This window comes from Pseudalkalibacillus sp. NRS-1564, from assembly GCF_050467905.1.
GTDB lineage: Bacteria > Bacillota > Bacilli > Bacillales > Guptibacillaceae > Guptibacillus > Guptibacillus hwajinpoensis_B.
Map to the genome: position 1 here is coordinate 77263 of NZ_JBITPM010000004.1, position 24899 is coordinate 102161.

Consider the following 24899-nt stretch of genomic DNA (forward strand, 5'->3'; position numbering starts at 1 on the left):
CCTTTAAATTCTGCTTTTATACAAAGAAATGGGCCATGACAACAATAATCGGAAGTGTTATAACCGTACGTTGCAAGAAAATAATAGCAAGTTCTAGAACTGAAATTGGAATTTTCGATTTCACTAGCAAAATACCAATCTCTGACATATAAATTAATTGTGTTAATGAAATAGCTGCAATAACAAATCGCGTTAATTCACTTTCAATCCCTGTTCCTATAACTGCAGGTAAAAACATATCTGCAAAACCAACTAACATAGCCGGCGCTGCTTTAGCTGCTTCAGGAATTTGCATAAGTTCAAGGACCGGTACGATCGGCATTGATAAATATGTGAAGAAAGGCGTAAATTCAGCAATAATAAGGGCAATTGTTCCAAGTGCCATCACAAGCGGAATAAGAGCAAAATAAATATCAAGCACGGTGTTAACACCCTGACCAGCTACATGCTTCACTCCTTTTACTTCAGAAGCCTTCTCTAGTGCTTTTTGTATTCCCCATTTGAAGCTAGAGACACCCTCAGGTACATCTTCAGAAATTTGTTTTCCTGTACCCTCATAGTACGTGTCCGCTTTACGAGATAGCGGTGGTATACGTGGACAAACAAACGCAGCAACTAGCCCTGCTACCACAACCGTAAAGTAGAACGGAATAAACATATCTTCTAAACCAATGAAGCTAATAACAACAAGACTGAATGCGATCGAATTGATCGAAAAATTTGTTGCAATAACAGCAGCTTCTCTTTTTGTATAATAGCCTTCTTCATACTGTTTCGTTGTAATCAGTACCCCAACGGTTCCTGCCCCCATCCAGGAAGCAAGCGCATCTATGGATGAGCGACCAGGTAACTTAAACAAAGGACGCATCACATAACGAAGGGCTGTTCCGAAGAAATCCATTAACCCAAATTCTAGTAAGAGAGGCATTAACAGACCAGCAAAGAGAAACCATGCTGCAAGAACGGGAACGAGTGAGTATAGCATTGTACCACCCGAAACATCCGAGATGATAAATTCTGGACCGAATTTAAACAGTGTCATTACTGCGAATAATGCACCGATTAACCTCGTACTAATCCAGAACCAATTCACATAAAATAATTGCTTCAGAAACGGACGAAGCATGATGGCTTTTGGTTCAAACGCTTTTGCAATAATAGGAATAATAGCAGATAAAATAAGAATGGCGGTCATAAATCCAGGCAAGATAGGCGCTAGTTTTATTTGTATAGACTCAGCCAAAATCCCGACCCCAATCGTCATTTTCCCATTAAAAGGAACGGGAACAAGAAATAATAAGATACCGATTAACGATGGAATAAGAAACCATGCATACGCTTTTTTTGTTTGAGATTTCTCTACTGATTGACCCGTACTTTCAAGAGGATAGGATTTTTCCTGTTTAACTTCCATTCTTCACTCTCCTTCGACATTTTTAATATTAATTCATATTCTTGCATATAAATCAGAAAAGAAGCAAGAGTAATTTTCACTTCTTGCTTCTTTTAATATGCAAGTATTATGCCAAAACCTATTGAATTCTGTATTTTTTAAGTTTTCTAACTACTGTTGGTTGACTCATCCCTAATGCATCAGCAATCCTTGTCGTCGTTCGAAACTGACGTCTAGCCTGTTCAAGTCGTTCTTTCTCAACTCTTTCAACCGTTTCTTGTAAAGTTTCATTAAAATTATTCATTTCTGAATAGTCTTCACTCGAACTTTTATATGTTTGAGGGAGATCTTCCTCGTGTATAACGAATGCATCTGAAGTAACAATAAGACGCTCTATTAAATTCATCAGCTCTCTAACGTTCCCCCTCCACACATGCTGAGTTAACTCATGCATCACTATCTTATTTAGCATCCGCTTTCGTTTATATTGTCTCGAAAAATGATCGACAAACGATTGAATGAGCGGAAGGATATCTTCTTTTCTATCTCTTAGTGGAGGGATCATCAATGGGACGACATTCAACCGAAAAAATAAATCTTCTCGAAATTTTTTCTCTTGCACAGCTTGTTCCAAATCCTTATTCGTTGCGCTGATTAACCGAAAATCAGAATGAATTTCTTTTGTTCCACCAAGTCGATAAAAGCGTTTTTCTTGAATTAACTTTAATACTTTCACTTGGTTTTGCAGTGAAAGTTCACCGACTTCATCTAAGAAAAGTGTTCCTGTAGACGCCATTTCTGCTAACCCCATACGTCCACCTTTTCTAGCTCCCGTGAATGCGCCATCTTCATAACCGAACAATTCTGCTTCAAAAAGCGCTTCAGGAATTGCTCCACAGTTCACTTCAATAAACGGTCCATTTCTACGATCACTTTTGTGGTGAATGTATCTTCCCATTTCCGTCTTTCCTACTCCGGACTCTCCTAGAAGGAGAACATTAACATCCACACCTGCAACTTGTTTCCCTGTTGCCATCACTTTTCTCATTTCATGACTTCTAGCGATAAGCCCTTCATCATCCTGCCTTTGCTTAAGCTGCTCAAGCTCATTTTTAACACGCTCCATTTCGGAAGACATTTCTTCCATCCCGGCCTTTATTTCCATTAATTCAGTAATATCATGAGAATAACTTACAATCCTTACTAGCTCTTTATCATCATCAAACACTGGCAAACCTGTTACAAGCAGTTTTTTGCCATCAGAACCCGTTTGCACAAACGTAACACGCTTCTTATCCTTTACCACCAGTGGCGTTGCAAGTGGTGTGAATAAACCTTCTCGTTCCAGTTCATATACTGATTTCCCCATTAAGTCATTTGCGTTAACACCATAAACCATCCCTGTTCCTTCACTAACTTTCACAATGATTCCATTAGGATCTGTGACAAGTATATCCTCTTGTAAAGAATGAAAGATTGCCTCATATTCATTCCATTCCGCCATACGCCCACCTCGTCTATTCATTATTGAATACTTTTTCAATGTGTTATTAAATCCCTTATCTATCAAGTTATTTACTATTCATTTTTGAATAATCTCACTTTTATATTTTATCACACTATTACAATCGCAAAGCAAAATTCTTTCCTGCTCAAAGCTAACCCTATAGAATAAACGTTGGAACTTAAAGTTAACGAGGGAGGAAACAACATGGTAGCTCTTAAAGGAAAAACAGCACTTATTACAGGTGCGGCTCGAGGAATTGGTCGTGCATCGGCAATTGCCCTTGCAAAAGAAGGCGTAAATATCGGAATGATTGCCCGTACAGAAGAGACACTTCAGAACGTAGCGAAAGAAATCGAAGCAGAAGGTGTAAAAACTTCCTTCGCTATTGCAGATGTTTCATCTAATGAGGAAGTAACAACAGCTGTAGCTAAATTGAAAGAAGATCTTGGCGAAGTAGACATTCTTATTAATAATGCAGGTATCGCTAAAATGGGTGGCTTCATGGATCTCGAAGTTACAGAGTGGGAAAAGATCATTCAAGTGAACTTACTAGGTGCTTACTATGTAACACGTGCTGTACTGCCAGATATGATTGAGCGTAAATCAGGAGATATTATTAATATTTCTTCTACAGCAGGACAAAAAGGTGCACCAGTTACTAGTGCCTATAGTGCTTCTAAGTTCGGACTTATGGGTCTAACGGAATCACTAGCTCAAGAAGTTCGCAAGCATGATATCCGTGTAAGTGCGCTAACACCAAGTACCGTTTCTACGGATCTCGCAGTAGAAAATAACCTAACAGATGGAAATCAAGAGAATATGCTTCAACCAGAAGATATGGCTGAGTTTATCGTTGCTCAACTAAAAATGAACAAACGTGTATTCATTAAAACAGCAGGTTTATGGACAACTAACCCATAAGGTAAACTCTCACAAAAGTTACCCTCATTCTCATGATTAATTTAAATGAAAGAAACAGCCAGCCTACTTATGCTGGCTGTTTCTATATTCTCTAAGTGATCCATAGTACTCGTAAGCTTCCCATTGTGCTTCATTTGAATCAAAGTAAACCCAAATAGGTAAATTATCTAGTTCTGGATCTGCTTGATATAAGTGTTCATCTCCTACTCTTATAGCCGATAAGGCTCCAGGTAACTCTTCTCGAAATATACGATTTCTTATACTCGACCTCCCGTCTTCTGTAGGATCGTCAATTAAGACATATACGTAAAAATAGAGTCCACAATCATTTCGAAAGCTTCCAAGCACCTCATCTCTTATGGAAGAAATGCGATCAAAGGCATATTCTTTTCCAATCGTTAAAAACAATTCTCCAGTTATATCGGAATGTGTTAATGTATATTTCCTTCCTAATACACAGTTCTTCTCTCTCATTCCATCACGATACGTCACCATCAGCTTCTGCTTCACTTATCTCTTCCCCCTCCTTTTTACAGACTATGGGTCATCACTCATTTGGGTTCATTTCATTCTTATCGACTATGACAACCTATACAGTGCGTAAATTAATATTGCTAAAGGACATTTTTGAGAGGATGAGAGAATTTGAGTCAACAACCCCAATTAATCAGTTCTGTAGATCCCTACGTCTATCAAACACTGATATCAATTGAAGGGAGATTGATTACAGTCCAAACAACAAATGGCTCACTCCAAGGAATGCTCGAATCCGTGATGCCAGATCATATTGTTTTACAAGTGAACGAAACCCCTTTTTTTGTTCGCATTCAACAAATTGTCTGGGTATTTCCTAATTAAAGGGGGGATCGCATGTTTAAGCGAATCAATAAGCAGTTAATTGAGCTTCCGATACCAGATCATGGGGATGCAAACGCAGCTGCTGCCGTACAGGATTTACTTGGAGGACGCTTTGGAGAATTGTCTACACTAAATAACTACATGTTCCAGTCGTTTAGCTTTCGTGAGAAAAAAAGTTGAAGCCTTTTTATGACCTTGTTGCCAGTATTACTGCAGAAGAATTTGGACATGTGGAATTAGTCACAACCTCGATCAACTTGTTGACCACAGGAAGTTCTTTTCAAGCGCCACCTGATTTAACTCCATTACAAAATGGTAAAGACGTGCGAAATACAGCTCTGTTTGTCGCTACAGCGCAAACAGCTCTTGCTGCAGATGGAATGGGCAACTCCTGGCGCGGAGATTACGTTTTCAGTAGCGGCAATCTAGTGCTTGACCTACTCCATAATTTTTTTCTGGAGGTTGGTGCAAGAACGCATAAGATGCGCGTCTATGAAATGACCGATCATCCTACAGCCCGAGAAATGATTGGCTACTTACTCGTACGTGGTGGAACTCATGTACTTGCATACGCAAAAGCGATCGAGATCGCGACAGGTACAGACTTAACAAAAATGCTTCCGATTCCGAGCCTTGATAACTCCAAATTTGACTATGCTCGAAAATTTGAAGAACAAGGATTGAACAACGTTCTTTATACTTGGAGTGATAGCGATTACTTAGGTATTAAACAAATATGGAAGGGGACTAACCCGGAAAATGGTGAAAAACTAATGGTGATTGAGGGGGCACCAGAAGGGGCTCAAATTCCTAATCTAGATGATCTTCCAGAAGAATTTGCTCCAGGGATTACTAAGGATCATTATGAACAGATCGCAAAACGTTTAATGCGAAATTTATAGAAAAAAGCACCTACCTAAGGGCAGGTGCTCTTTTCTTGCTACCAGATCGCTTCCACCCATTCTGGATGATCAATAAACGGGTTGCGATTATGTTGATACTGATCATAAATAACATTGTTTTGATTTTCTTCAAAGGAATCCACGGGATCCATTTCATTCCATGCTTTTAACACAGAAACTTTTCCAATATATGGTGATGAACCATTGTTTACAAGATTATTTACTTCAAGGTCCACTTCACCACTGTCCCCTTCGTAACGAACAGCCATGTAGAAAATCATTCGTGCTACATCACCTTTCACACTGTCACGAGGCTCCCAAGAATCACTATCATAATAGTTACCGGGTGCTTCTGATTGAGGCGATCCACCGTTATCAAAATCAAGATTACCACGTGAACTATTGACTGTTACATCAGTTGGGCGTAAATGATGAATATCTGTTCCTGGCCCCATAGATGTCCCAAAATCCCCGTGAGACTTCGCCCAAACGTGTTCACGATTCCAGTCGTCAACGTTACCACCATTCTCATATTTGCTTTGAGATCTGCCACTATAAAGGAGAAGTACATTGTTCGGGTTCGCTGGGTCTTCATCCGTCACGCGTAGGGCATCCCAAACTTCACTGTAAGTTAGCTCATTGTGATCATCGATGATAAGATGCAGCTCAGATTTTAAGGCACTACCGGTTTTACCAACAGCCGAGCTATAGTATGTATCATCGTAAGGGGATGGTTCTCCATCACCTGGGTCGTTAGGATCCCCACTTCCTCCACCATCACTTAATTCCATATCGGAAACACTCTTCACTCCTGTATGAGCGAAATAATCTGTTAGGCTTCCACTGACCACAACAGCTTCACCTAGTAAACTAGGATTACTTTGCAATCCAAAATCACTTCTGAAAGTTGATGGAACCTGGACGAAAAGCATTTCATTTACATTTGTTTCATTCACTTGATCGGCAATCGCGATCGCATAGTCATCCGAGAAGTCAGACGTAGTTACGGAGGAAGTTGAGACTGGCTTTCCAACAATATACCCTTCAACTGACCCTGTACTACCTTGATTTGCTATTCCCTGATTAACTGAAAAAGGTGATGATGAAGTTCCAGATCCATCAGCAAAAGATGGTGTAATCGTGAAATACATCATAATCAACGACACAACTAACATAAAAGCAACCGTTCCATAAACCCTACGACGTGTGGTATTCATTCATATTCCCTCCCCTTTAAATTAAAAGCTCCGTTTTATGAAGCCCCTCTAGTTTAAACGTACACTATTAATCTAAATGAAACACGATGTAAATGTTCCTTTATTTTTCATAGGTCAAATGCCTCATCACGCCTTATGTTGTGTCTTTCTTACTATACGGCTGCTTTTTACGAAAATTCCCATCGTTTTCTCATCTTCCTTACTTTCATCCCAGCCCATAGTCCGATATAATCAATGAGGATTGTTAAACCATAAACAAAGGGTGTTTTCCTATGAGTATATTAACCGTGAAAAACCTAACACACGGATTCGGTGACCGTGCTATTTTTGATGATGTATCATTTCGTCTTCTAAAAGGCGAACATATTGGACTTGTTGGTGCTAACGGCGAAGGTAAGTCGACATTTATGAATATTATTACTGGAAAGTTAGAACCAGATGAAGGAACAGTTGAATGGTCTAAAAATGTAAGAGTCGGCTACCTCGATCAGCACACTGTTCTTGAACGAGGCATGACGATTCGTGACGCCCTTAAAGGCGCTTTTCAGTATTTGTTTGATTACGAAGCAGAAATGAACGAGCTATTTGCGAAAATGGGGGAAGCTTCTCCAGAAGAGCTAGAAAAATTGTTAGAAGAAACAGGAACAATGCAAGATATGCTCGCTAACAATGATTTCTACGTAATTGATGCAAAGGTAGAAGAAATTGCACGTGGGCTTGGACTAGATGAAATCGGACTTGAAAAAGATGTACAAGATTTAAGTGGTGGCCAAAGAACAAAGGTCCTTCTTGCTAAACTTCTTCTCGAGAAGCCTGATATTCTCCTTCTCGATGAACCGACAAACTATCTTGATGAGCAGCACATCGTATGGCTCAGGCGTTACTTACAAGAATATGAGAACGCGTTTATACTCATTTCTCACGATATTCCTTTCTTAAATAGCGTGATCAACTTGATTTATCACATGGAAAATCAAGAGCTAACAAGATACGTAGGTGACTATGATAACTTCTTATCTGTATACGAAGTGAAAAAACAACAGGTTGAAGCAGCGTTTAAAAAGCAACAGCAGGAGATCTCTCAATTGAAGGATTTTGTTGCGAGAAACAAAGCAAGAGTCGCAACGCGTAACATGGCGATGTCGAGACAAAAGAAGCTTGATAAGATGGATGTAATTGAGATCGCCAAAGAAAAGCCAAAACCAGAATTTCATTTTAAGCAAGCCCGTGCTTCTGGCAAGCTCATCTTTGAAACAAAGGATCTTGTTATTGGGTACGATGAACCACTATCCCGTCCATTAAATCTTTCAATGGAAAGAGGCCAAAAAATATCCCTTATGGGTGCGAATGGGATTGGTAAAACGACACTTCTTCGCAGTATACTTGGCGAAATTAAGCCGATTGAAGGTTCAGTTGAGCTTGGTGATTACCTTTATACTGGTTATTTTGAACAAGAAATTAAGACAAGAACTTCTAACACTTGTATTGAAGAGATGTGGAGAGAGTTTCCCCACTACAGCCAGGCTCAAATTCGAGCTGCCTTATCCAAGTGCGGCCTAACAACGAAGCATATTGAGAGCAGGGTCGACGTTCTTAGCGGCGGCGAGAAAGCGAAACTTAGACTTTGTAAATTGATGAACACAGAATCCAACTTGCTCGTATTTGATGAGCCAACAAACCACCTTGATGTAGAAGCGAAAGCTGAATTGAAACGTGCTTTAAACGAATACAAGGGTAGCATCATTTTGATCTCCCATGAACCTGAATTCTATCAAGACATTGCAACAGATGTATGGAACTGTGAAGATTGGACAACGAAATTAATTTAGAAAAAAGGCTTATCCGATTATTCGGATAAGCCTTTTTTTTATATCTTCAATCGAATAATCCGGAACTAGTATCTTACCGTTATTATTCTTGTTTACGATAGATTTAATCAATGATTTTGTAAGATTTTGAGGGGGGTAAGGCTTAATAAGGTAGTCATTTGCACCTAACTCAAAACCTCGCTGCTTCTCCTCACTTACTGTAGATACAAAGATTGGAATATCCTTCGTACGCTCTGATTGCTTCACGGCTTTCAAAACATCCCATCCGCTCATTCGGCCATCTAACATAATATCTAGCACAATTCCTTTTGGAGTCATTGTCTCAAGCATTTTGATTGCTGCTTCACCACTGCGGCAATGATGGGCCGTAAATCCACTTTCTGTAATTTCCTCCATCAATAAAAGGGCAAGGCTATCATCGTCCTCTACAATCAATACGCCTGAATCCTCCATTTCCCCTGATTTCGGTTCTATTGGCAATCTTTCTCTTATCAGAGGAAAAACAAGTGTGAATGTACTTCCTTTCCCAAGCTCAGAAGTAACTTCAACATCACCATCATGCGCTAACAAAATCTCTTTCGATATAGCAAGCCTGAGCCCAGTTCCGCCAATTTGACGTCGATCTGAATTATCAACGCGATAAAACTTCGTAAAGAGTTTAGCTAGAGCATCTTGTGGAATTCCGAGACCCTCATCTTTAATATCCACATAAAGCTGACCTTCTCCTACTCTGAATCGCGTTAGTATTGCCCCACCTTCTGGAGAATACTTTACCGCATTGCTAATGAAATTATTGATGACCTGTTTAATCTTATCTGCATCGCCAATAATCTCATGTTCATCTGTTGTGTCTTCAATCATAAAAGAATGAAGATGAGAATGAACACGATAGTTATCGAGCACTTCTTCAATAATTTCTTTCAAATTCACTCTTGTTTTGTCATAATTTTGCTTTCCAGCTTCCATCCGCTGTATATCAAGAAAGTCATTAATCAGCGAGGTTAACCGCTTCGCTTCTTTATAAATCGTGCTTAAATATTTCTTTTGCTTTTCAGGTTTTAGCTCTTTTGAAAGCATAAGCTCTGTAAAGCCAAGAACACTTGAAAGCGGTGTTCTAAGTTCATGACTAACTGTACTAACGAATTCATTTTTCATTTCATCTACCTCATGTTCACGAGTAATATCGCGATGAACAAAAATCAATCCAATGAACTTATCACCATTATATAAATGCTCATAATACATTTGAATAAAGAGCGCTGGTTCTGTGTTTGTTTGATAGATTAATTCACTTTGCTTAGGTTTAACACCCGCAATAACGTCATGCACGTACGACTTTACTGCATCGCGATCATCTAAATCAACTTGCAGAAGAAACTTCGAACTCCACTCAGCAAATGTTTTTTCGTTTACGCCATCAGGGAAACAGGCATCCAACATCGTACACATTTGATCATTAACCGCACGCGTCGTTCCTTCCCTGTCTACGAGTTGAATTCCCTCTCGAATCGTATTCAATATTTCTCTATTCACCTGTCGTTCATTCTCTGTTGTTTCATATAACAGGATTTTATCTAAAGCAAGTGAAATTTGACGTGATAAACCATTGATTTCCGATACTTCTTCGGGCTTGTATTCTACCCCAGTTCTAGTAATGCACAATAAAGCTACTACTTCATTACTTGAAACCACAGGTATATACAGATCATTTGAGAGAACTTCATCACCATGATATCCCGCTTCTCCAACTGAGGCTGGTCTTTGTACAATGTGATATCGCTTTTGTTGAACTGCTTTTATTCCGGGTCCATCCGTAAGATGATCAATCCACTGATGCACCTTCTCCTGGCTGATGCCTAACGACGCATAATCTTTTCCTTGATTCAGCATCACAATAATTCCTTTATCTGAACTTAAGATATGAATCATGTTCGTAATAATACTTTGTAATAACTCATTCTTATTTAGCGTTGAAGCAAGTGAACGGTTTAATTCATTGCGATGTTCTAACACTTGCTTCTGAACGTTCATTACTTTTACATTTTCTTCAAGGGTATTTTTACTACTTTGAAGTTCTTCGCTTTGCTCCAACAACGTTTCATTTGATGCAATGAGTGCTTTTTCGTTTTGTTGAATATTTGTGATCATTAAATTAAATGATCTAGCAAGCTCTCCAAGTTCATCTGATCTTCTGACATGTGGTACAGCTACATTTTCACCAGAAGACATTTGACTTGAGGCCAAAGCGAGCTCTTGCAGCGGTTTTCCAATACGGCGAGCCATTATCCCAGCAAGAATGGTAGCTATTAAGAGCAGGAACACTACAAAAAGAACAAATAGAATTTGTAAGTTTGCTAAACGATCAATTAAATTCTTCTCTGTTGCGGTTATTTCGTTGTCAACGTCAGAGACTAAATTTCTCGTTTGATCTCTTAAATTGTAAACGAGATTGCTGCCCCCTTGATTTTGAGATAAGATTTGTAATCCTGTTGTATTATCACTAGCTACCTGACTTTTCGCTTCTTCAAAAAGGTTATAATAATTTATTAATTTATCTTGAAGATATGTGAGATATTCTTTCTCTTCAGGACTCTCCAATTTCGGCTCTAGCTGATTGATTTTATCGACGATCGAATTCTTTTTGGCTTTGTAATTGTTGAGAAACGGCTCATCCAAACGAAAGCCTAGATAGCCTCGTGCTTCAAAAAACATATCATTCAAACTATCTTCTAGTTCAACAGCGTACTGCTGCTTTTCTCGAAGGTTAACAACTTTTTCCTCATACTTTTTTTCAATCGACTGACTATAGAGGCCCAATCCTACGGCTACGATTAAAATCAATAACAAAAACCCGCTCATAAACCAGACAAATTGACGTGATAAACTACTTTTCCATCTTCTATTCACCAAGAATATCCTCTACGACGCTCGCAAGCTCAACAGGACTAAACGGTTTTGAAATAAAATAATTCGCCCCAGCTTCTCTTGCAATCTCTTCATCTTTCTTTTGCGCTTTTGCCGTTAGCATCATGATTTTGACATCCATGTTCCCTTCAGAGCGAACTTTTTTGATAACTTCAAGGCCAGTCATCTCAGGCATCATGTAATCAAGTAATACTAAATCATAGTCATTATCTTGAATAAAATTGTATGCTTCCGCCCCATCTTCAGCCTCATCGATGTCATACCCATCATCTTCAAGTGTATCAACGATTAACATTCTTAGAATCTCTTCATCTTCTGCTATTAATAATCGAGGAGTCAAACCATTCACCCATTTCTTGTAATATTGATTAATAAGATTAAATCACGAACACCCTTTAATAATACCTTCATATTAAAGAGAGTAGAGGGAAATTCCCTCTACTACTTATATCGGCTAAACTCATCTTGCATAATATAGTACGATTGTTTTAATCTTTCATGATAGTCAGGTTCATTCCATTTGTCCCATGTGAATTTGTAGAATTGATTAACTGACAGGTTCCCGTTATCTATAGATGGCATTGATTCAGTAATAGATGAGATCGACAAATCCGAACCTTTTGAATCCCCCTCATACATCACCACTCCTACTTTAAAACCATCTGTTTTCTTCGAGCTAGTAAGTCCGCCATTCCACATATCGCCCATCATTTCCTTATCACTTGGATCTTTAATATTAAATAAAGCCCATGGTAATCGAATTTCAATAGAATTGTTTTTTACGATAAAATCTGAAAGTGAATTAAAGCTTTCACTATCTGGATTAGCATTTCCATAGGTCAGACGACCCGTTTCATATTCTTCAAATGGAAGTATTTGTTTTGTGCTTGGAATTGTTAATTGTTTATTCAGGGCTAGTCGAATAGGGTGAAAAACATCATTATCCTTTTTGCTCGCATAATTCTTTCTCTCGATTAAACCAAGATCCTCACCATACTGGTAGTAAAACGAGTCATAGTAGCTATGAACGCTAAGTCTCGATTGATCTTTCCCAGCAAGATTAAGTATAAAATCAATTCCAGACGTTGCGTTTATTTCAGGATCATCTTCAATCTGTTTACTCCCCTGACCACTGATCGTATCAAATAATAATAATGTTTTATCCTTTTTCAATTGTTCTTCGGACATCTCATGATAATCTAGTCGGAAGTAGATATATTTCTCATCACTTGTCATGTAGAAGTTTTGCAAGTTCTGATCTTTATTATTTGATTCAAATAAAGGCTTAATCCCCGCCTCATTCCAATCCTTCACTTTTCCATCGACTTTAATCTTTTGCTGCTCACCTGGATCAAAACTTAATAACCCAAACTGTTGTTCATTTGTCTGGTCATTTGACCAAAAAGGACGACGATCCGAGTTATCGTAATCCATCGTATTCCACGTTCGTTTAAACCACTCATCTTGCCAAGAAAACACTAATCCTCCTGCATAGTCTTCAGAAATAATGTTTTCAAATAGCTTCGCATCCGTTAGTCCTTGCTCTTCTTCGGAATTCCCGCCCTGATTCATCCCATATACGTTCCGATGAGTCATACCTCGGGAGGCTGGAACACCAAATTCCGCTACAAGAACTGGCATAGTGTGAACTTTTCTAAGTGCATTTAAATAACCGGCATAGTTGTTTTTCTCACCGTTCTGGTCAATATAATTTACATACTCCTCTTCATAGTTCAAAAAATCCGGATAGTAAGGATAAATATGATATGAAGCAAATTGACCCGCATAATAATTATCCTTCAATTCAATCACATTCGGATCCACTGAAACTAAATCTTCTTCTTCCGATGGTTCTGCTGGATGCTCAAGTAAGTCGGTTGTCACCCAGTTTGTAAAGCTAACTGGCCTTTGCCAATTGTACTTCTCCATTTCATATCCAATCGTGTCATCCATCATCTTCGCTATCCATATCTCAAAAGGGCTCGCTTCTTTTGTATTAAGATAGTTTCCATTATATTGCTCAATATCATTATTCTTCTCGTTCGTTGAAACAACAACTTTCGGATCCCATTCGATACCGAGGACCCATCCAAGCACATATGGTGAAACATCAGCTGTGTAACGCCCGTTTGCATGACCAACTTTCTCCTTAATCGTTGCATTACCATGTATTAGGTCGACCGTATCCTCTATTGCTTTCTTAAGCAGTTGAACGTTCTCGTTAGCATATGCATCTTGAGTTTCAATAAGCGGTTCTTCTTCTACCCATACACCATGAAATATGTATAACGGTGTGTCAGCTTCTTGGTTATGTTCTAATAAGGCTTCGTAGAAAGCTGGTGGGTGAATCGTGTAGACACGAACGGCATTTGCATTCATTTCAGCAATTTGATTAAACCATCTTTTATACTCTGATTTCGTAATAGCTGCCTCACCAGGAAAATAACCTGGTTTTGCAATACCCATATTTACACCTTTAATGATGAGATCGTCCCATTCACCATCTTGAAACACCTGAATTTTGTCTTTTCCAACTTTTCCTGCCACCTGGATACCTTCAATTGACTGAATATCTAAACTTTTAGCTTCCTGTTTTGTTTCAATGTTTTTTAAGTTTTCAAGCACAGTCTCCATCATAGGGGTGTATATTTTCCAATAAAACGATTCGAGACTTTCATCATCTCCACTCAACAATAAACGATTAATAGAAGGAAGCCATTTATACTGATAGAAATTCGAATCTGTATCACGATCTGCGAAATCTCCTGCAAAATAGTAAGATTGGTTATGCTTCATAACAGCCGGAAAAGAAAGCGGAATGCCAGTTTCCACCAACAAATCTTCTGCTTCTTGACTAACATCTAATGTATAATTTGCAAGAACCTCTTCTTCGTTGATTGGCTCCACAATATCAAACCAGTAATGATAAGACATAGAGTCCTTTACTAAGGAATCTTCAAACCATTTCTTACCTTGGTCATTGAATGAGAATTGTACGGTATCATTTCCAACCTCATCTTTTTCAATAACAATGATCGAATCATCTTCATTCACAAAAATTAATCCTTGATCCGAAAAATCCCATTCTTCTTCATTCTGTTTTTCATAGTTACTAATAGCCCATCCTGGAACTTCACCATCTGCTGATAGGTCATCGAAATAACGACCGATCCACCCGGACCACTCCAGATTCAGAATAGAATATAGACCCTCTCTCGCCTTATCATCAGTCGGGCTACCAAATGCATTAAACTCCGCAACAAATGTAGATCCTTGCTGTACAGCTTCAGATATCAAACTAACTTCTTCTTGCTTCATTCCTCCGTAGATTATATCTGACCGATCCCCCTCAGACTCCTTCCCAAACCATTCTTCTTCGTATACTCCATATGAATCAGCAAGATAAATTAAGTCCTGTCCCACAAGTGTTTCGGGGAAGGAATCAATCGTATAGTCTTTTTCATCTTCTGGTCGGAATCCTGTATAATCTTCTACTTCTGAGTAAGGAGTCCCATCCCCTTTCACCCACTTCTCGTGATTCAGAACCCATGTTAGACCTTTGTGTTCACGATAGGTTTCATCAGGAATAGTTTTATCAATAATAAATACATCTTTCCTAGTCTCATCCTCTATATACCAATAAAGAACAGGAAACATTAGAATAAGCCCTAAAGCTAGTAACCCCACTACAAAACTAATAATTGTTGTTCGCTTTATACTACGCACTTATTTTGAAACCCCTTTTCTACTCATTTCACCCCAGCTTGTGTTTCCACGAATCAGCTGAATAATACCTTCGACTCTCCAAAACACGGTCAATGGCCGAAACCAGAACGCTTCAGAAAGAGAATAGAAATACAACCGCACTAAATCTTGTACTCTTGTATATCGTCTTAAGCTCCATTCTTCTAGTAGCACTGCACTCATCGATAAGAGAGAACCATAGATGACTGCGAGCAAGAACAGAAGCACAGCAAAGGAAGTATAAATACCACCAACAAATGGTGAAATAACCATAATAATATACCCAATTAATTCAATGACAGGCCCTAGAAATTCGACAATTAAGAAGTATGGCATTGAAACAGTACCAACAAGACCGTACTTAGGGTTTCCTAGCATTTTCTTGTTATGCCAAAGGCTCTCAAAAAGACCTCTATGCCATCTACTCCTTTGTCTCCTTAAAATCTTCGTAGATTCCGGTGCTTCAGTCCAGCAAACAGGATCAGGAACATAAACAATTCTCTTCCCTGATTTTTCTTCTTTGATTAATTTATGAAGCCTGACTACTAGGTCCATATCTTCTCCAACGGTGTCCGTTCGATAGCCGTTTACCTTTACAACACTCTCACGATGAAAAACGCCAAACGCTCCAGAGATAATTAATAAGAGATTATGTTTTGAAAGGCCAATTCTCCCCATAAGGAACGCTCGGAAGTACTCAATAACCTGCATGACAACGAGAGGACTTTTAGAAAGGGCAACCTTCATGACTTCTCCACGTTCAATTGTACAACCGTTAGCTATTCTTACGCTCCCTCCTACTGCTACAATTTCTTCTTTAGAATCAATAATCGGTTTCATTACTTTAGCAAAAGCATCTCGTTCGATAATAGAATCGCCATCCAGAGAGCAGAAGTATGGATAATGAGCAACGTTTATTCCTGCATTGAGAGCATCTGCTTTTCCGCCATTCACTTTGTCAATTGCGTATAAGTTCTCATAAATAGTAGATTGATAGACAGAAATAATTTCACTAGACTTAATCTGTTTACGAATTACTTTCTCAACCTTTACCATTTCAAATGATTCAATAACAGATTCTAATGTTTTATCTTTAGACCCATCATTAATCACTACCACTTCGTACTCAGGATAATTGATACTAAGGAGTGAACGAACGCTTGGCACAATTCCGGCTTCCTTGTTGTATGCAGGAACAAGAATAGATACAGGTCTCGTAAAGGAGGATTGAGCTAACTCCTCATATGGCTCAAATTGATCGAGCTTATATTCTTTGCGAAGTTGAACAGAAGAAATAAGAAAAAGGATGAAATAGAAAATGATAATTCCAACCATATAGATTGCCACAAAAATTGTAAATATAAGAAGTAATGTTGAAAAAATACTAGCGATAGACACTGTTTCTCTCCTTTCTAAGCAGCCATTCCTTCGCTGCATCACGCGCAAACCGATCGACATGATTAGCGGCAACATCTTCTAAGATTGCCCCGCCGTTCTGCTGCACAATAATAGACTCGGCAGCAGTAGTTCTAACCCACCAGTTTTCATCAGTAAGAAGGATTAACAGATCATCTAAGAAGCGACTATCCTTTAATGGCTTGACCAATCTAGCAGCCATCATTCTCTCTTGCCAGCTTGATGCGTGCAAAGAGGGTTTGATTTTGTTCGCATTTGTAACGTACCCGTACTTAACAAGAGATTTAAGAGCACGAATTCGAAATTCTGTGTCTTTAGAGTCTATGAAAGATTCAATTGTGGGCACATACTTGTATTCTGCACTATCCCCCATGGCTTCAATAAGCGACAACTGAATCCATTTGGGAAACTCTTCTATTGTTCCAATAAAGTGGTCTAGTAGATCTTCATCTAATCTTCCAAACAAGTCCAAATAATAAAAGTTAGGATATTCTTTTTCCTCACTTAATAGAATCGTATAGATGCGTTCATCCTGTAGGTTCCCAAGAATACGTAATACCTGAATAGACTCCAGTTCACTCGTGCGTTTTTCTTTATAAAGACCGACACATTGCTCAACTAGCGAAATCATACGAAACTTCTCAATCCGATGTAGGGTATTCATACGTATACTCCATCGGTTATGAAGTAATCTTTTCTTGTAATAATCTTCAAGGGTTGTCTCAGCAAGTTCTTCAATTCTGCGTGAGGTATCGTTATCCCCTTTCATTAGAGAATAGTAGCGGGTCAGAACATCCTCAAAAGCTTCAATCATATAAAGTTCCTTCGGTAACTGGAGTTCTCCGTGCCCTTGAATATACGGGGTAATGTGCTCTAAGTAGTAAACTTTCCAATCTTCTTTTTTCTGTTCGAAACGGTTAGATCGAACTTTTTGACCTACAAGGAAGAGAAATAGAGCCGTTAAAGCAATAAAAAGAATAATAAACACTTGAAAAATAATAAAAACTGCACTCATATCTACATTCGCCTCAATCTTTCTCTTATAGCATTTTTTGAATTAACCTTCTAATTCTAGCTTCTAATTCGCCCATGCTAAATGGCTTTGTAATATAATCATCGGCACCAAGCTCTAAAGCTTTAACTATATCTTTTTCTGCTTTACGACCCGTCAGCATCATAACAGTGTATTTGCTTTGACTACTCTCCTTACGTAACTTGCGTAATACCTCAATCCCATCCATTCTTGGCATAATGCCATCAAGTAGAACAAGACAAGAAGAACCGGCTTTGTGCCAGCTATCGTCAAAGAAACTTTCTCCTTCACGATAGCTTTTCACTTCAACCTCATAATTTCCTTCTGGTTGAAGCTGTTGAAGTTGAGAAGTGAGTAATGTTCTGATGATCTCGTCATCATCAACAACCGCAATTCGAATCGTCTTAATAGGCTTTGTATTAGTTAAATCACTTTCATAAATAACCATTTGATTTCGCCCGTTTGCCTTTGCACGATACAGCGCTTCATCCGCTTGATTTAATAGCTTTTTGTTGGAAGAAGAACCATCAATGTCAACGATCCCGCCAGAGAATGTAACAGAGAATGTATCTTCTTTAACCCGAAATACTTTTGAACGAAACCCACTTAATAAACGTTGAAGAAATTTATCAGCCTGAATAGATGTTGTATCAGGTAAAATCAAGACAAATTCTTCACCACCGTATCGAATCAATGTATCAGTACGTCTTTTTTTCATCCATAATAAATTGTGATAATTTTCTTAGCACCTGATCCCCAATTAAGTGACCGAAACGGTCGTTGATAGATTTGAAATGGTCTATATCAAAAATGGCTAATGAAGCTTTTTCCCCATTCCGGACAAGGTCATAGCGCATATAATTCAGTTGGCTATCAAGAAATTTCCGATTGTAGGTACCCGTCAATTCGTCTGTTAATACAGAATGAACAATGTTTTTTCTTTTGGAAATTTTCCCATTTACCCTTAATAAATATTCCTCTAAGGTTATATCTACATCAAAAAAGTCATCTGCTCCAAATCGATAACCGTCGATACGATTAGAAATCGAATTTTCTGTATCTGTCATAATAAACGGAGTAAACTGTAGCTCTGCTTTTTCTCTAACTTCTTTGGCAATTCCTGATTTATCTGTTTTGATTAAAAGATAATCTACGATAATACAATCAGGATGCATATCATACAATGCCGTTTGCGCCTTTTTTAGGTCCATTGCTGCAAAAACGATATATCCTTCCTTCTCGAGCTGAGCTTTCCGCTCAATTAACGTCATCGGATTTTGATTGATAAGCATAATCATCTTCTGAACATTTGCTTCTTCATCCTTACCTTTGTTCTCAACAGCCGCTTCGAGAATTTCCTCCATCACACTATTTAGTAATTGAGTTGTTTCTTCATTTGTTAGGGTTCTTTCGCTTTCTAAATCCATCTTCATCAGCAACTCTTCCGCTTTATCAGCGGATACGTTATATCCAACTGTCCCAGCAGTACCTTTAAACGTATGTAAAAACTTATATAATTCCATCTCTGTTATACTCTCATTTTCTGCTATCATCTCGTCATATTTTTCTTTCATATTAGAAACAAACTTCTTTTTATATTTCTCCAATGTAAAGCCTCCTCTTTCAAATAAGAGTGAATTTTGTCGAATTACTAAATACTCTCATCATAATTTAGTTTTAGATGTTCCACAACAAAGATTGTGTATTTTTTCCACATTTTATAAACTTCTATCTTTCGATTCATACCTTTCTACACCTTTTTTATCATCGTATATATCAAAGTGAATCTCCCATTAACTAACAGGGAGGTTATGTTAATAAATTCAATAGAGTCTTATCTCATTGCAAACGACATTTGTTTACAAAGTTTACTTCCTTAGGTACACTAGTATCTATGCGAATTATTTACCCAGGTAAATAAAAGGGGGTTAACATGATTTCAACAAGCGATATTTTCCATTCGTTACATCAACAAGTGCGACACATCACAAAAGAAGTAAACGAGCTATTGAAAGAGTATAACTTGTATAGTTCACAATGGACGATTCTCTATTGTCTTGATCAATTCGGTCCTATGAAACAGACAGATATCTGGAAATACTTAAATGTTGAAGCGCCAACTACCACTCGTACTCTTGTTCGAATGGAACAAAATAACTGGATTAATCGAATGGAAGGTTCCGATAAGCGTGAACGCATTGTTAGTCTTACTCATGAGGCAGAAGGGCTTTTGCCTACCATAAAAGACTCTATTAAAGAGATGGAAGAATCCCTCCTTCAACACCTATCAACTGAAGAGCAGATTCACTTTTATCATCTTCTAAACAAAATAGGGCAACAGAAAGGAGAGAAAACACATGTCTAATAAACAACCCATTTGGACAAAAAGCTTTTTAAATATCTCAACTAGTAATCTATTTATCTTCATTGTTTTCTATGCACTTCTAACCTTACTCCCTATATACGTTACAGAGGAACTTGGCGGAAGCGAATCTCAAGCAGGTCTTATTATTACGATTTTCTTACTATCTGCTATTATTGTTCGCCCTTTCTCTGGAAAATTGATTGATCGGTTTGGCAAAAAGAAAATGCTCGTAACGAGTGCTTCTCTATTTGCTGCGGCTTCTTTTATCTATCCATTAGTAGACAACTATTATGCTTTACTCTTACTACGATTCTTTCACGGTGTATGGTTTAGTATTGTTACCACGGCAGCCGGAGCAATTGCTGCAGACACAATTCCAAGAGAACGACGTGGAGAAGGTTTGGGTTATTTCGCAATGTCTATGAACCTTGCAGTTGTTACAGGTCCCTTCCTAGCCCTAACGCTTCTTCAATATGTTTCATATATAACAATTTTCCTTGTATTAAGTACCATAATGGTGATAGGGGTTCTTTGCACACTAGGCGTAAAAGCCATAGAAAATACCGAACCTATACCCAAGAAAAAATTATCATTTGATGATCTTTTCGAAATAAAATCATTCCCAATTGCAATCGTTGGACTCTTTGTTGCTTTCTCTTATGCAAGCGTCATTTCATTTATCTCTCTATACGCGAAATCAATCGGTCTTCTTGAAGCTGCAGGATTCTTTTTCGCAGTATTCGCTGTAGCTATGCTTGTCTCACGACCATTCACTGGCAGGATGTTTGATTTAAGAGGACCTAATACTGTCATTCTTCCTGCATTTGTTTTGTTTGCTCTTGGTCTCGTAACTCTTAGTTTTACAACACAAGCATGGATGTTACTTCTTGCAGGGGCATTGATCGGGTTAGGATACGGTTCGATTGTACCAAGCTTCCAAACACTTGCTATCCAAGCAGCTCCCGAATCAAGAAGCGCGCATGCAACGGCAACTTTTTTCACCTTTTTCGATACTGGAATCGCAACGGGGTCATTCGTACTCGGCATCATTGTGACTTCTCTCGGTTATGCTAATCTCTACATGATTCTAGGGCTCTTCGTGATTGGTATTCTTTTCTTCTACCAATGGATTCAGAAACAAAAAAGTTCGAGAAAACAACTTCGATCACAAACTAATTATTAAGGAAATGTATACCATAGCGATTTAATGGGTTGAAGTATAGTGAAAAAGTAAGCTATTATGGGAGAATCTTATTTTTTCATGAGAGCGAGTTGACAACAGTGCAAGTAATAGAAGCAATTAACGCGGTTCTTTGGGGACCCATAATGATTTCCCTCCTCCTTGGAACTGGGTTGTTTTTCACGATACGTCTTGGTTTTATCCAGTTTACAGGCTTAAAAGAAGGATTTCGCCAAACATTTGGGCCCCTGTTTTCAAAAAAGAAACAAAAAGGTATTTCGTCTTACCAGGCCCTCTCAACAGCCATTGCGGCTCAAGTAGGGACTGGGAATTTAGCCGGAGTAGCCACTGCTATTGCAGCTGGGGGACCAGGAGCTATTTTTTGGATGTGGATCTCTTCCTTTCTTGGTATGGCGACGATCTTTGCTGAAGCTGTACTAGCTCAGAAATTTCGCGTAAAAGAAAATGGGGTCGTAAAAGGTGGACCCGCTTACTATATTCGCGACGGTCTAGGTAGTAAAAAATTAGCCGCCTTCTTTGCGATTGCGATCATTTGTGCGCTTGGTTTTGTTGGGAATATGGTGCAATCTAATTCAATAGCCGAGGCTTTTCAAACCGCATTTCAAATTCCACCGCTTGCGATCGGCATAGGTGTAGCGATTTTAATTAGTTTAATACTATTCGGTGGTATCAATCGAATTGCTCGATTTGCAGGCAATGTCGTTCCGATTATGGCGTTACTCTACATTATCGGAGCTCTTATCATTCTTGTCTTACATTTCGATCAAGTACTTCCAGCACTATCACTTATCGTTGAATCGGCATTTACTCCAGAATCAGCTGGAGGCGGAGTGCTTGGTGCCTCGATAAAAGAAGCAATTCGGTACGGGGTTGCAAGAGGGCTATTCTCAAATGAAGCAGGTATGGGGTCAACACCTCATGCCCACGCAGTGGCAGAAGTGAAACACCCTGCACAGCAAGGATTTGTAGCTATGGTCGGTGTTCTCATCGATACCGTGATTATTTGTACCGTTACAGCACTCGTGATTCTTGTAACGGACGGGGCAAGTTCTAACCTTACTGGAATTGAATTAACGCAAGCTAGTTTCACTAGTGGCCTAGGGGACTTTGGTGTTTACTTTATTGCATTTAGTCTTTTGTTCTTTAGTTTCACAACAATTTTAGGCTGGGCTTACTTTGGCGAAACAAATGTAAATTATTTATTTGGACAAAAAAGCGTCCCTTACTATCGTGGTGCTGTTCTTGTTTTCATCGTCCTAGGAACTGTTTTAAATGTGCCGTTCGTATGGCAGCTTGCCGATACATTTAATGCATTCATGGTGTTGCCCAACGTCATTGCCCTGATCGCTTTAAGTAGCGTCGTAAAAAAATCATATAAAGAGCTTTCTCAATAAAAAAAGCGATGCAGCTGCATCGCTTTTTTCTATCTATCTGCACTTAGATGAGAGTTGATATTCAGACTGCGGATCACGATTTCATCGCCAGCCACATCAAGGATATTTATTCCTGTATTATCTTGAAAGATGCGACGATAGTTGGCAAAAGGCATCCCAAGTACCCCTGCTAGAAAGAAACGAATCGTGTTGTTGTGCGCAACAACGAGCACCGTTTCACCGGAATGCTTTTCACTTATTTCCTTAAAAAAAGATGACGCTCTTTCATACATTTCACGAGCCGTTTCACCCGTTCGCCCCGCTCTTGTTTCCCATGGGTTAGCCATCCAATTATCCCATGAATCAGGATCTTCTTTAATAAACTCCGCTTTCGATCGACCTTCCCACTCTCCAAAATCACCTTCATAGATCCGTTCATCTATTTGAATCGGCAAATCTCGTTCTCCTAAGATATGTTCAGCTGTATGACGTGCACGTATTAATGGAGAAGCATAAGCTCGATCAAACGAAACCGAACTTAGAAAGTCGCCTGCATTCTTCGCTTGAGTGGCTCCCTCCGTAGAAAGTCCAATATCTGTTCGTCCACAATAAAGATCTCCTGCTGCATTCCATTCACTTTCACCATGTCGTACAAGATAAATACGCGTATGACTTTGTTTCGTTGCTTTATTTATACTCTTATTGGTCACTACTTGCTCACTCTCTCCTACACAAATTCTAACCTTCATTATGGCTATCGTATCGAGAGGATGCAAGTGGAAGAAAATGTTTCTATTTCTCATTACACAAGAAATCCGCTAGCTATATGCCAGCGGATAATCATCTATAAAGCGGCCTGTAAACCAGCCTGATTTAGAAAGTTCCACGGTTTATTAAAATGTGGTTGGAAAAAGAAATCGATGTATCCTAATTCATCTATAGTCATTTTGTTTTGAATACAAACAGAGAGTGTATTAATTGATTGCGTTACGTCTGCTTTAGAGATCACTTGAGCTCCAAGAATTCTCCTCGTATCCACTTCATAAACCACCTTCAGTGTGATCACTTCATAATCTGGCATAAACTCTGGACGATTGTTTTCTTTTATTGTGATTGTTTTCACATTCTTACCCACACTAATAGCTGCCCTCTCGGTTAAACCAGTAGAAGCCATACTGTGATCAAAAAGGTGTAAACCAGATGTCCCCTGAGTGCCCATATATCTGATCGTTGGTTTCATAATGTTCTGTCCAACGAGGGTACCCATTCGAACGGCATTTGTAGCTAAAGGAATATACGCATTTTCACCAGTAGGATTGTATTGTATAGCACAGCTATCGCCAGCAGCAAAAATATTTTCCTTACTTGTTCTCATATATTCATCTACAATAATGGCCCCGTTTGGCATCATCTCTATCTGCCCTTTAAGAAGATCTGTGTTCGGACGAAAGCCTACAGAAAGAATAACGAGATCTGCTTCATATTCTCCACGGGTTGTCACAACTTTAGAGACGTGTTCCTCTCCTTCAAAACGAGTCACTGTTTCGTTAAGCGCAAGACGAATGCCACGAGTCTTGAAGTCCTCTTCAATTATATCTGTAAACTCTGGATCAAGATACTTACTTAAGATACGGTCTTCTCCATCAATTAAGGTTACTTCTTTTCCATATTTCTGAAAAGCCTCTACTAACTCAACTCCGATATAGCCTGCCCCAATAACGGTAACGCGTTTAGCTTCCTTTGCTCGTTCGATAATTGTATTAGCTTGAGTATAGTTTTTTGATAAAAGGATATTATTAAGTTGAATTCCTTCGATTGGCGGAATAATCGGCCATGATCCTGTCGCCATCACAAGCTTATCGTAATCATCCTCAAACACTTCTTTTGTATTCAAATTCATAACGCTAATACGATTGTTTATAGAATCAATATCTAATACTTCATGCTTCATTTTCATTGTGACACCCATCTCTTCTAACTTCTCAGGAGATGAATAGAATAAACCTTTTGGATCTTTTACAACTCCTCCAACATAAAGAGCAATTCCGCAAGATAAGAAAGAGACATTATCATTACGCTCATAAACCGTAATATCTGCTTCAGGATAACGTGTTGCTATATTCGTAACTGCCGCCGTTCCGGCATGTGTACATCCAACAACTGCTACTTTCATCAACAATTCCTCCTTGTATAATTGTGAATTATTTCACATAAA

19 protein-coding genes and 1 pseudogene are annotated in these 24899 nt (G+C 38.7%); 7 read left to right on the forward strand and 13 right to left on the reverse strand.

Going from position 1 to position 24899, the window contains the following annotated elements; translation table 11 throughout:
* Positions 1 to 16: 16 nt before the first annotated feature.
* Entirely contained in the window at positions 17 to 1414 is a 1398-nt protein-coding gene (locus tag ACIFPW_RS01890; RefSeq protein ID WP_194220150.1) for a YjiH family protein, read from the reverse strand.
* Between the two features lie 118 nt (positions 1415 to 1532).
* Positions 1533 to 2897 carry a sigma-54 interaction domain-containing protein gene (locus ACIFPW_RS01895; protein ID WP_430241589.1) on the reverse strand — a complete coding sequence of 455 codons (1365 nt, stop codon included), beginning with the start codon at positions 2895 to 2897 and terminating at the stop codon, positions 1533 to 1535.
* Positions 2898 to 3104: 207 nt separating this feature from the next.
* Here ACIFPW_RS01895 and ACIFPW_RS01900 point away from each other — a divergent pair, with 207 nt between their 5' ends.
* Positions 3105 to 3821: a 3-ketoacyl-ACP reductase gene (locus tag ACIFPW_RS01900; protein WP_194220152.1), complete on the forward strand. Its 717-nt coding sequence runs from the start codon at positions 3105 to 3107 to the stop codon at positions 3819 to 3821.
* A gap of 63 nt (positions 3822 to 3884) precedes the next feature.
* Here ACIFPW_RS01900 and ACIFPW_RS01905 read toward each other — a convergent pair whose 3' ends face one another.
* Positions 3885 to 4331 (reverse strand): staygreen family protein, encoded by a 447-nt coding sequence (locus ACIFPW_RS01905; protein WP_430241591.1) that lies wholly within the window; start codon positions 4329 to 4331, stop codon positions 3885 to 3887.
* Between the two features lie 135 nt (positions 4332 to 4466).
* Here ACIFPW_RS01905 and ACIFPW_RS01910 point away from each other — a divergent pair, with 135 nt between their 5' ends.
* On the forward strand, positions 4467 to 4679 hold the full coding sequence (locus ACIFPW_RS01910; protein WP_242057324.1) for a YuzF family protein: 213 nt from the start codon (positions 4467 to 4469) through the stop codon (positions 4677 to 4679).
* A gap of 12 nt (positions 4680 to 4691) precedes the next feature.
* Positions 4692 to 5581 (forward strand): annotated as a pseudogene (locus ACIFPW_RS01915) (manganese catalase family protein).
* 38 nt (positions 5582 to 5619) lie between these two features.
* Here ACIFPW_RS01915 and ACIFPW_RS01920 read toward each other — a convergent pair.
* Positions 5620 to 6732, reverse strand: coding sequence for an endonuclease (locus ACIFPW_RS01920; RefSeq protein WP_430241633.1), 1113 nt, complete (start codon positions 6730 to 6732; stop codon positions 5620 to 5622).
* 338 nt (positions 6733 to 7070) lie between these two features.
* Here ACIFPW_RS01920 and ACIFPW_RS01925 point away from each other — a divergent pair, with 338 nt between their 5' ends.
* On the forward strand, positions 7071 to 8627 hold the full coding sequence (locus tag ACIFPW_RS01925) for an ABC-F family ATP-binding cassette domain-containing protein (RefSeq protein WP_194220156.1): 1557 nt from the start codon (positions 7071 to 7073) through the stop codon (positions 8625 to 8627).
* Positions 8628 to 8636: 9 nt separating this feature from the next.
* Here the strand turns inward: ACIFPW_RS01925 and ACIFPW_RS01930 are convergent, their stop codons facing one another.
* The 7 genes from ACIFPW_RS01930 to ACIFPW_RS01960 all read right to left on the reverse strand — a co-directional run bounded on the left by ACIFPW_RS01930 (position 8637) and on the right by ACIFPW_RS01960 (position 19352).
* Positions 8637 to 11534 carry an ATP-binding protein gene (locus ACIFPW_RS01930; RefSeq protein ID WP_430241593.1) on the reverse strand — a complete coding sequence of 966 codons (2898 nt, stop codon included), beginning with the start codon at positions 11532 to 11534 and terminating at the stop codon, positions 8637 to 8639.
* Positions 11527 to 11892, reverse strand: a complete 366-nt coding sequence (locus ACIFPW_RS01935) for a response regulator transcription factor (protein ID WP_430241595.1) — start codon at positions 11890 to 11892, stop codon at positions 11527 to 11529. The genes ACIFPW_RS01930 and ACIFPW_RS01935 overlap by 8 nt, the downstream gene beginning before the upstream one ends.
* A gap of 101 nt (positions 11893 to 11993) precedes the next feature.
* Positions 11994 to 15278, reverse strand: a complete 3285-nt coding sequence (locus ACIFPW_RS01940) for a hypothetical protein (protein WP_430241596.1) — start codon at positions 15276 to 15278, stop codon at positions 11994 to 11996.
* A complete protein-coding gene (locus ACIFPW_RS01945) occupies positions 15279 to 16631 on the reverse strand; it encodes a glycosyltransferase family 2 protein (protein WP_430241635.1) in 1353 nt (450 codons plus the stop codon).
* Positions 16632 to 16680: 49 nt separating this feature from the next.
* A complete protein-coding gene (locus ACIFPW_RS01950) occupies positions 16681 to 17727 on the reverse strand; it encodes a hypothetical protein (protein ID WP_430241598.1) in 1047 nt (348 codons plus the stop codon).
* A gap of 25 nt (positions 17728 to 17752) precedes the next feature.
* A complete protein-coding gene (locus tag ACIFPW_RS01955; RefSeq protein WP_430241600.1) occupies positions 17753 to 18463 on the reverse strand; it encodes a GGDEF domain-containing response regulator in 711 nt (236 codons plus the stop codon).
* Positions 18444 to 19352 (reverse strand): diguanylate cyclase, encoded by a 909-nt coding sequence (locus ACIFPW_RS01960; RefSeq protein WP_430241602.1) that lies wholly within the window; start codon positions 19350 to 19352, stop codon positions 18444 to 18446. Before ACIFPW_RS01960 ends, ACIFPW_RS01955 begins: the two co-directional genes overlap by 20 nt.
* A 326-nt stretch (positions 19353 to 19678) precedes the next feature.
* Between ACIFPW_RS01960 and ACIFPW_RS01965 the strand changes: the two genes are divergently transcribed.
* From ACIFPW_RS01965 to ACIFPW_RS01975, 3 genes are all read left to right on the forward strand, one after another.
* Positions 19679 to 20110: a MarR family winged helix-turn-helix transcriptional regulator gene (locus ACIFPW_RS01965; protein ID WP_194222347.1), complete on the forward strand. Its 432-nt coding sequence runs from the start codon at positions 19679 to 19681 to the stop codon at positions 20108 to 20110.
* Complete coding sequence (locus ACIFPW_RS01970) at positions 20103 to 21293, forward strand: MFS transporter (RefSeq protein WP_430241604.1); 1191 nt, start codon at positions 20103 to 20105, stop codon at positions 21291 to 21293. The genes ACIFPW_RS01965 and ACIFPW_RS01970 overlap by 8 nt, the downstream gene beginning before the upstream one ends.
* 143 nt (positions 21294 to 21436) lie before the next feature.
* Positions 21437 to 22705 carry an alanine/glycine:cation symporter family protein gene (locus tag ACIFPW_RS01975; protein ID WP_226616473.1) on the forward strand — a complete coding sequence of 423 codons (1269 nt, stop codon included), beginning with the start codon at positions 21437 to 21439 and terminating at the stop codon, positions 22703 to 22705.
* Between the two features lie 29 nt (positions 22706 to 22734).
* On the opposite strand, the gene ACIFPW_RS01980 is transcribed toward ACIFPW_RS01975, so the two are convergent.
* Both ACIFPW_RS01980 and ACIFPW_RS01985 read right to left on the reverse strand, forming a co-directional pair.
* On the reverse strand, positions 22735 to 23394 hold the full coding sequence (locus ACIFPW_RS01980) for a histidine phosphatase family protein (RefSeq protein WP_371018540.1): 660 nt from the start codon (positions 23392 to 23394) through the stop codon (positions 22735 to 22737).
* A 134-nt stretch (positions 23395 to 23528) separates the two neighbouring features.
* Entirely contained in the window at positions 23529 to 24857 is a 1329-nt protein-coding gene (locus ACIFPW_RS01985) for an FAD-dependent oxidoreductase (protein WP_430241606.1), read from the reverse strand.
* Between the last annotated feature and the right edge of the window lie 42 nt (positions 24858 to 24899).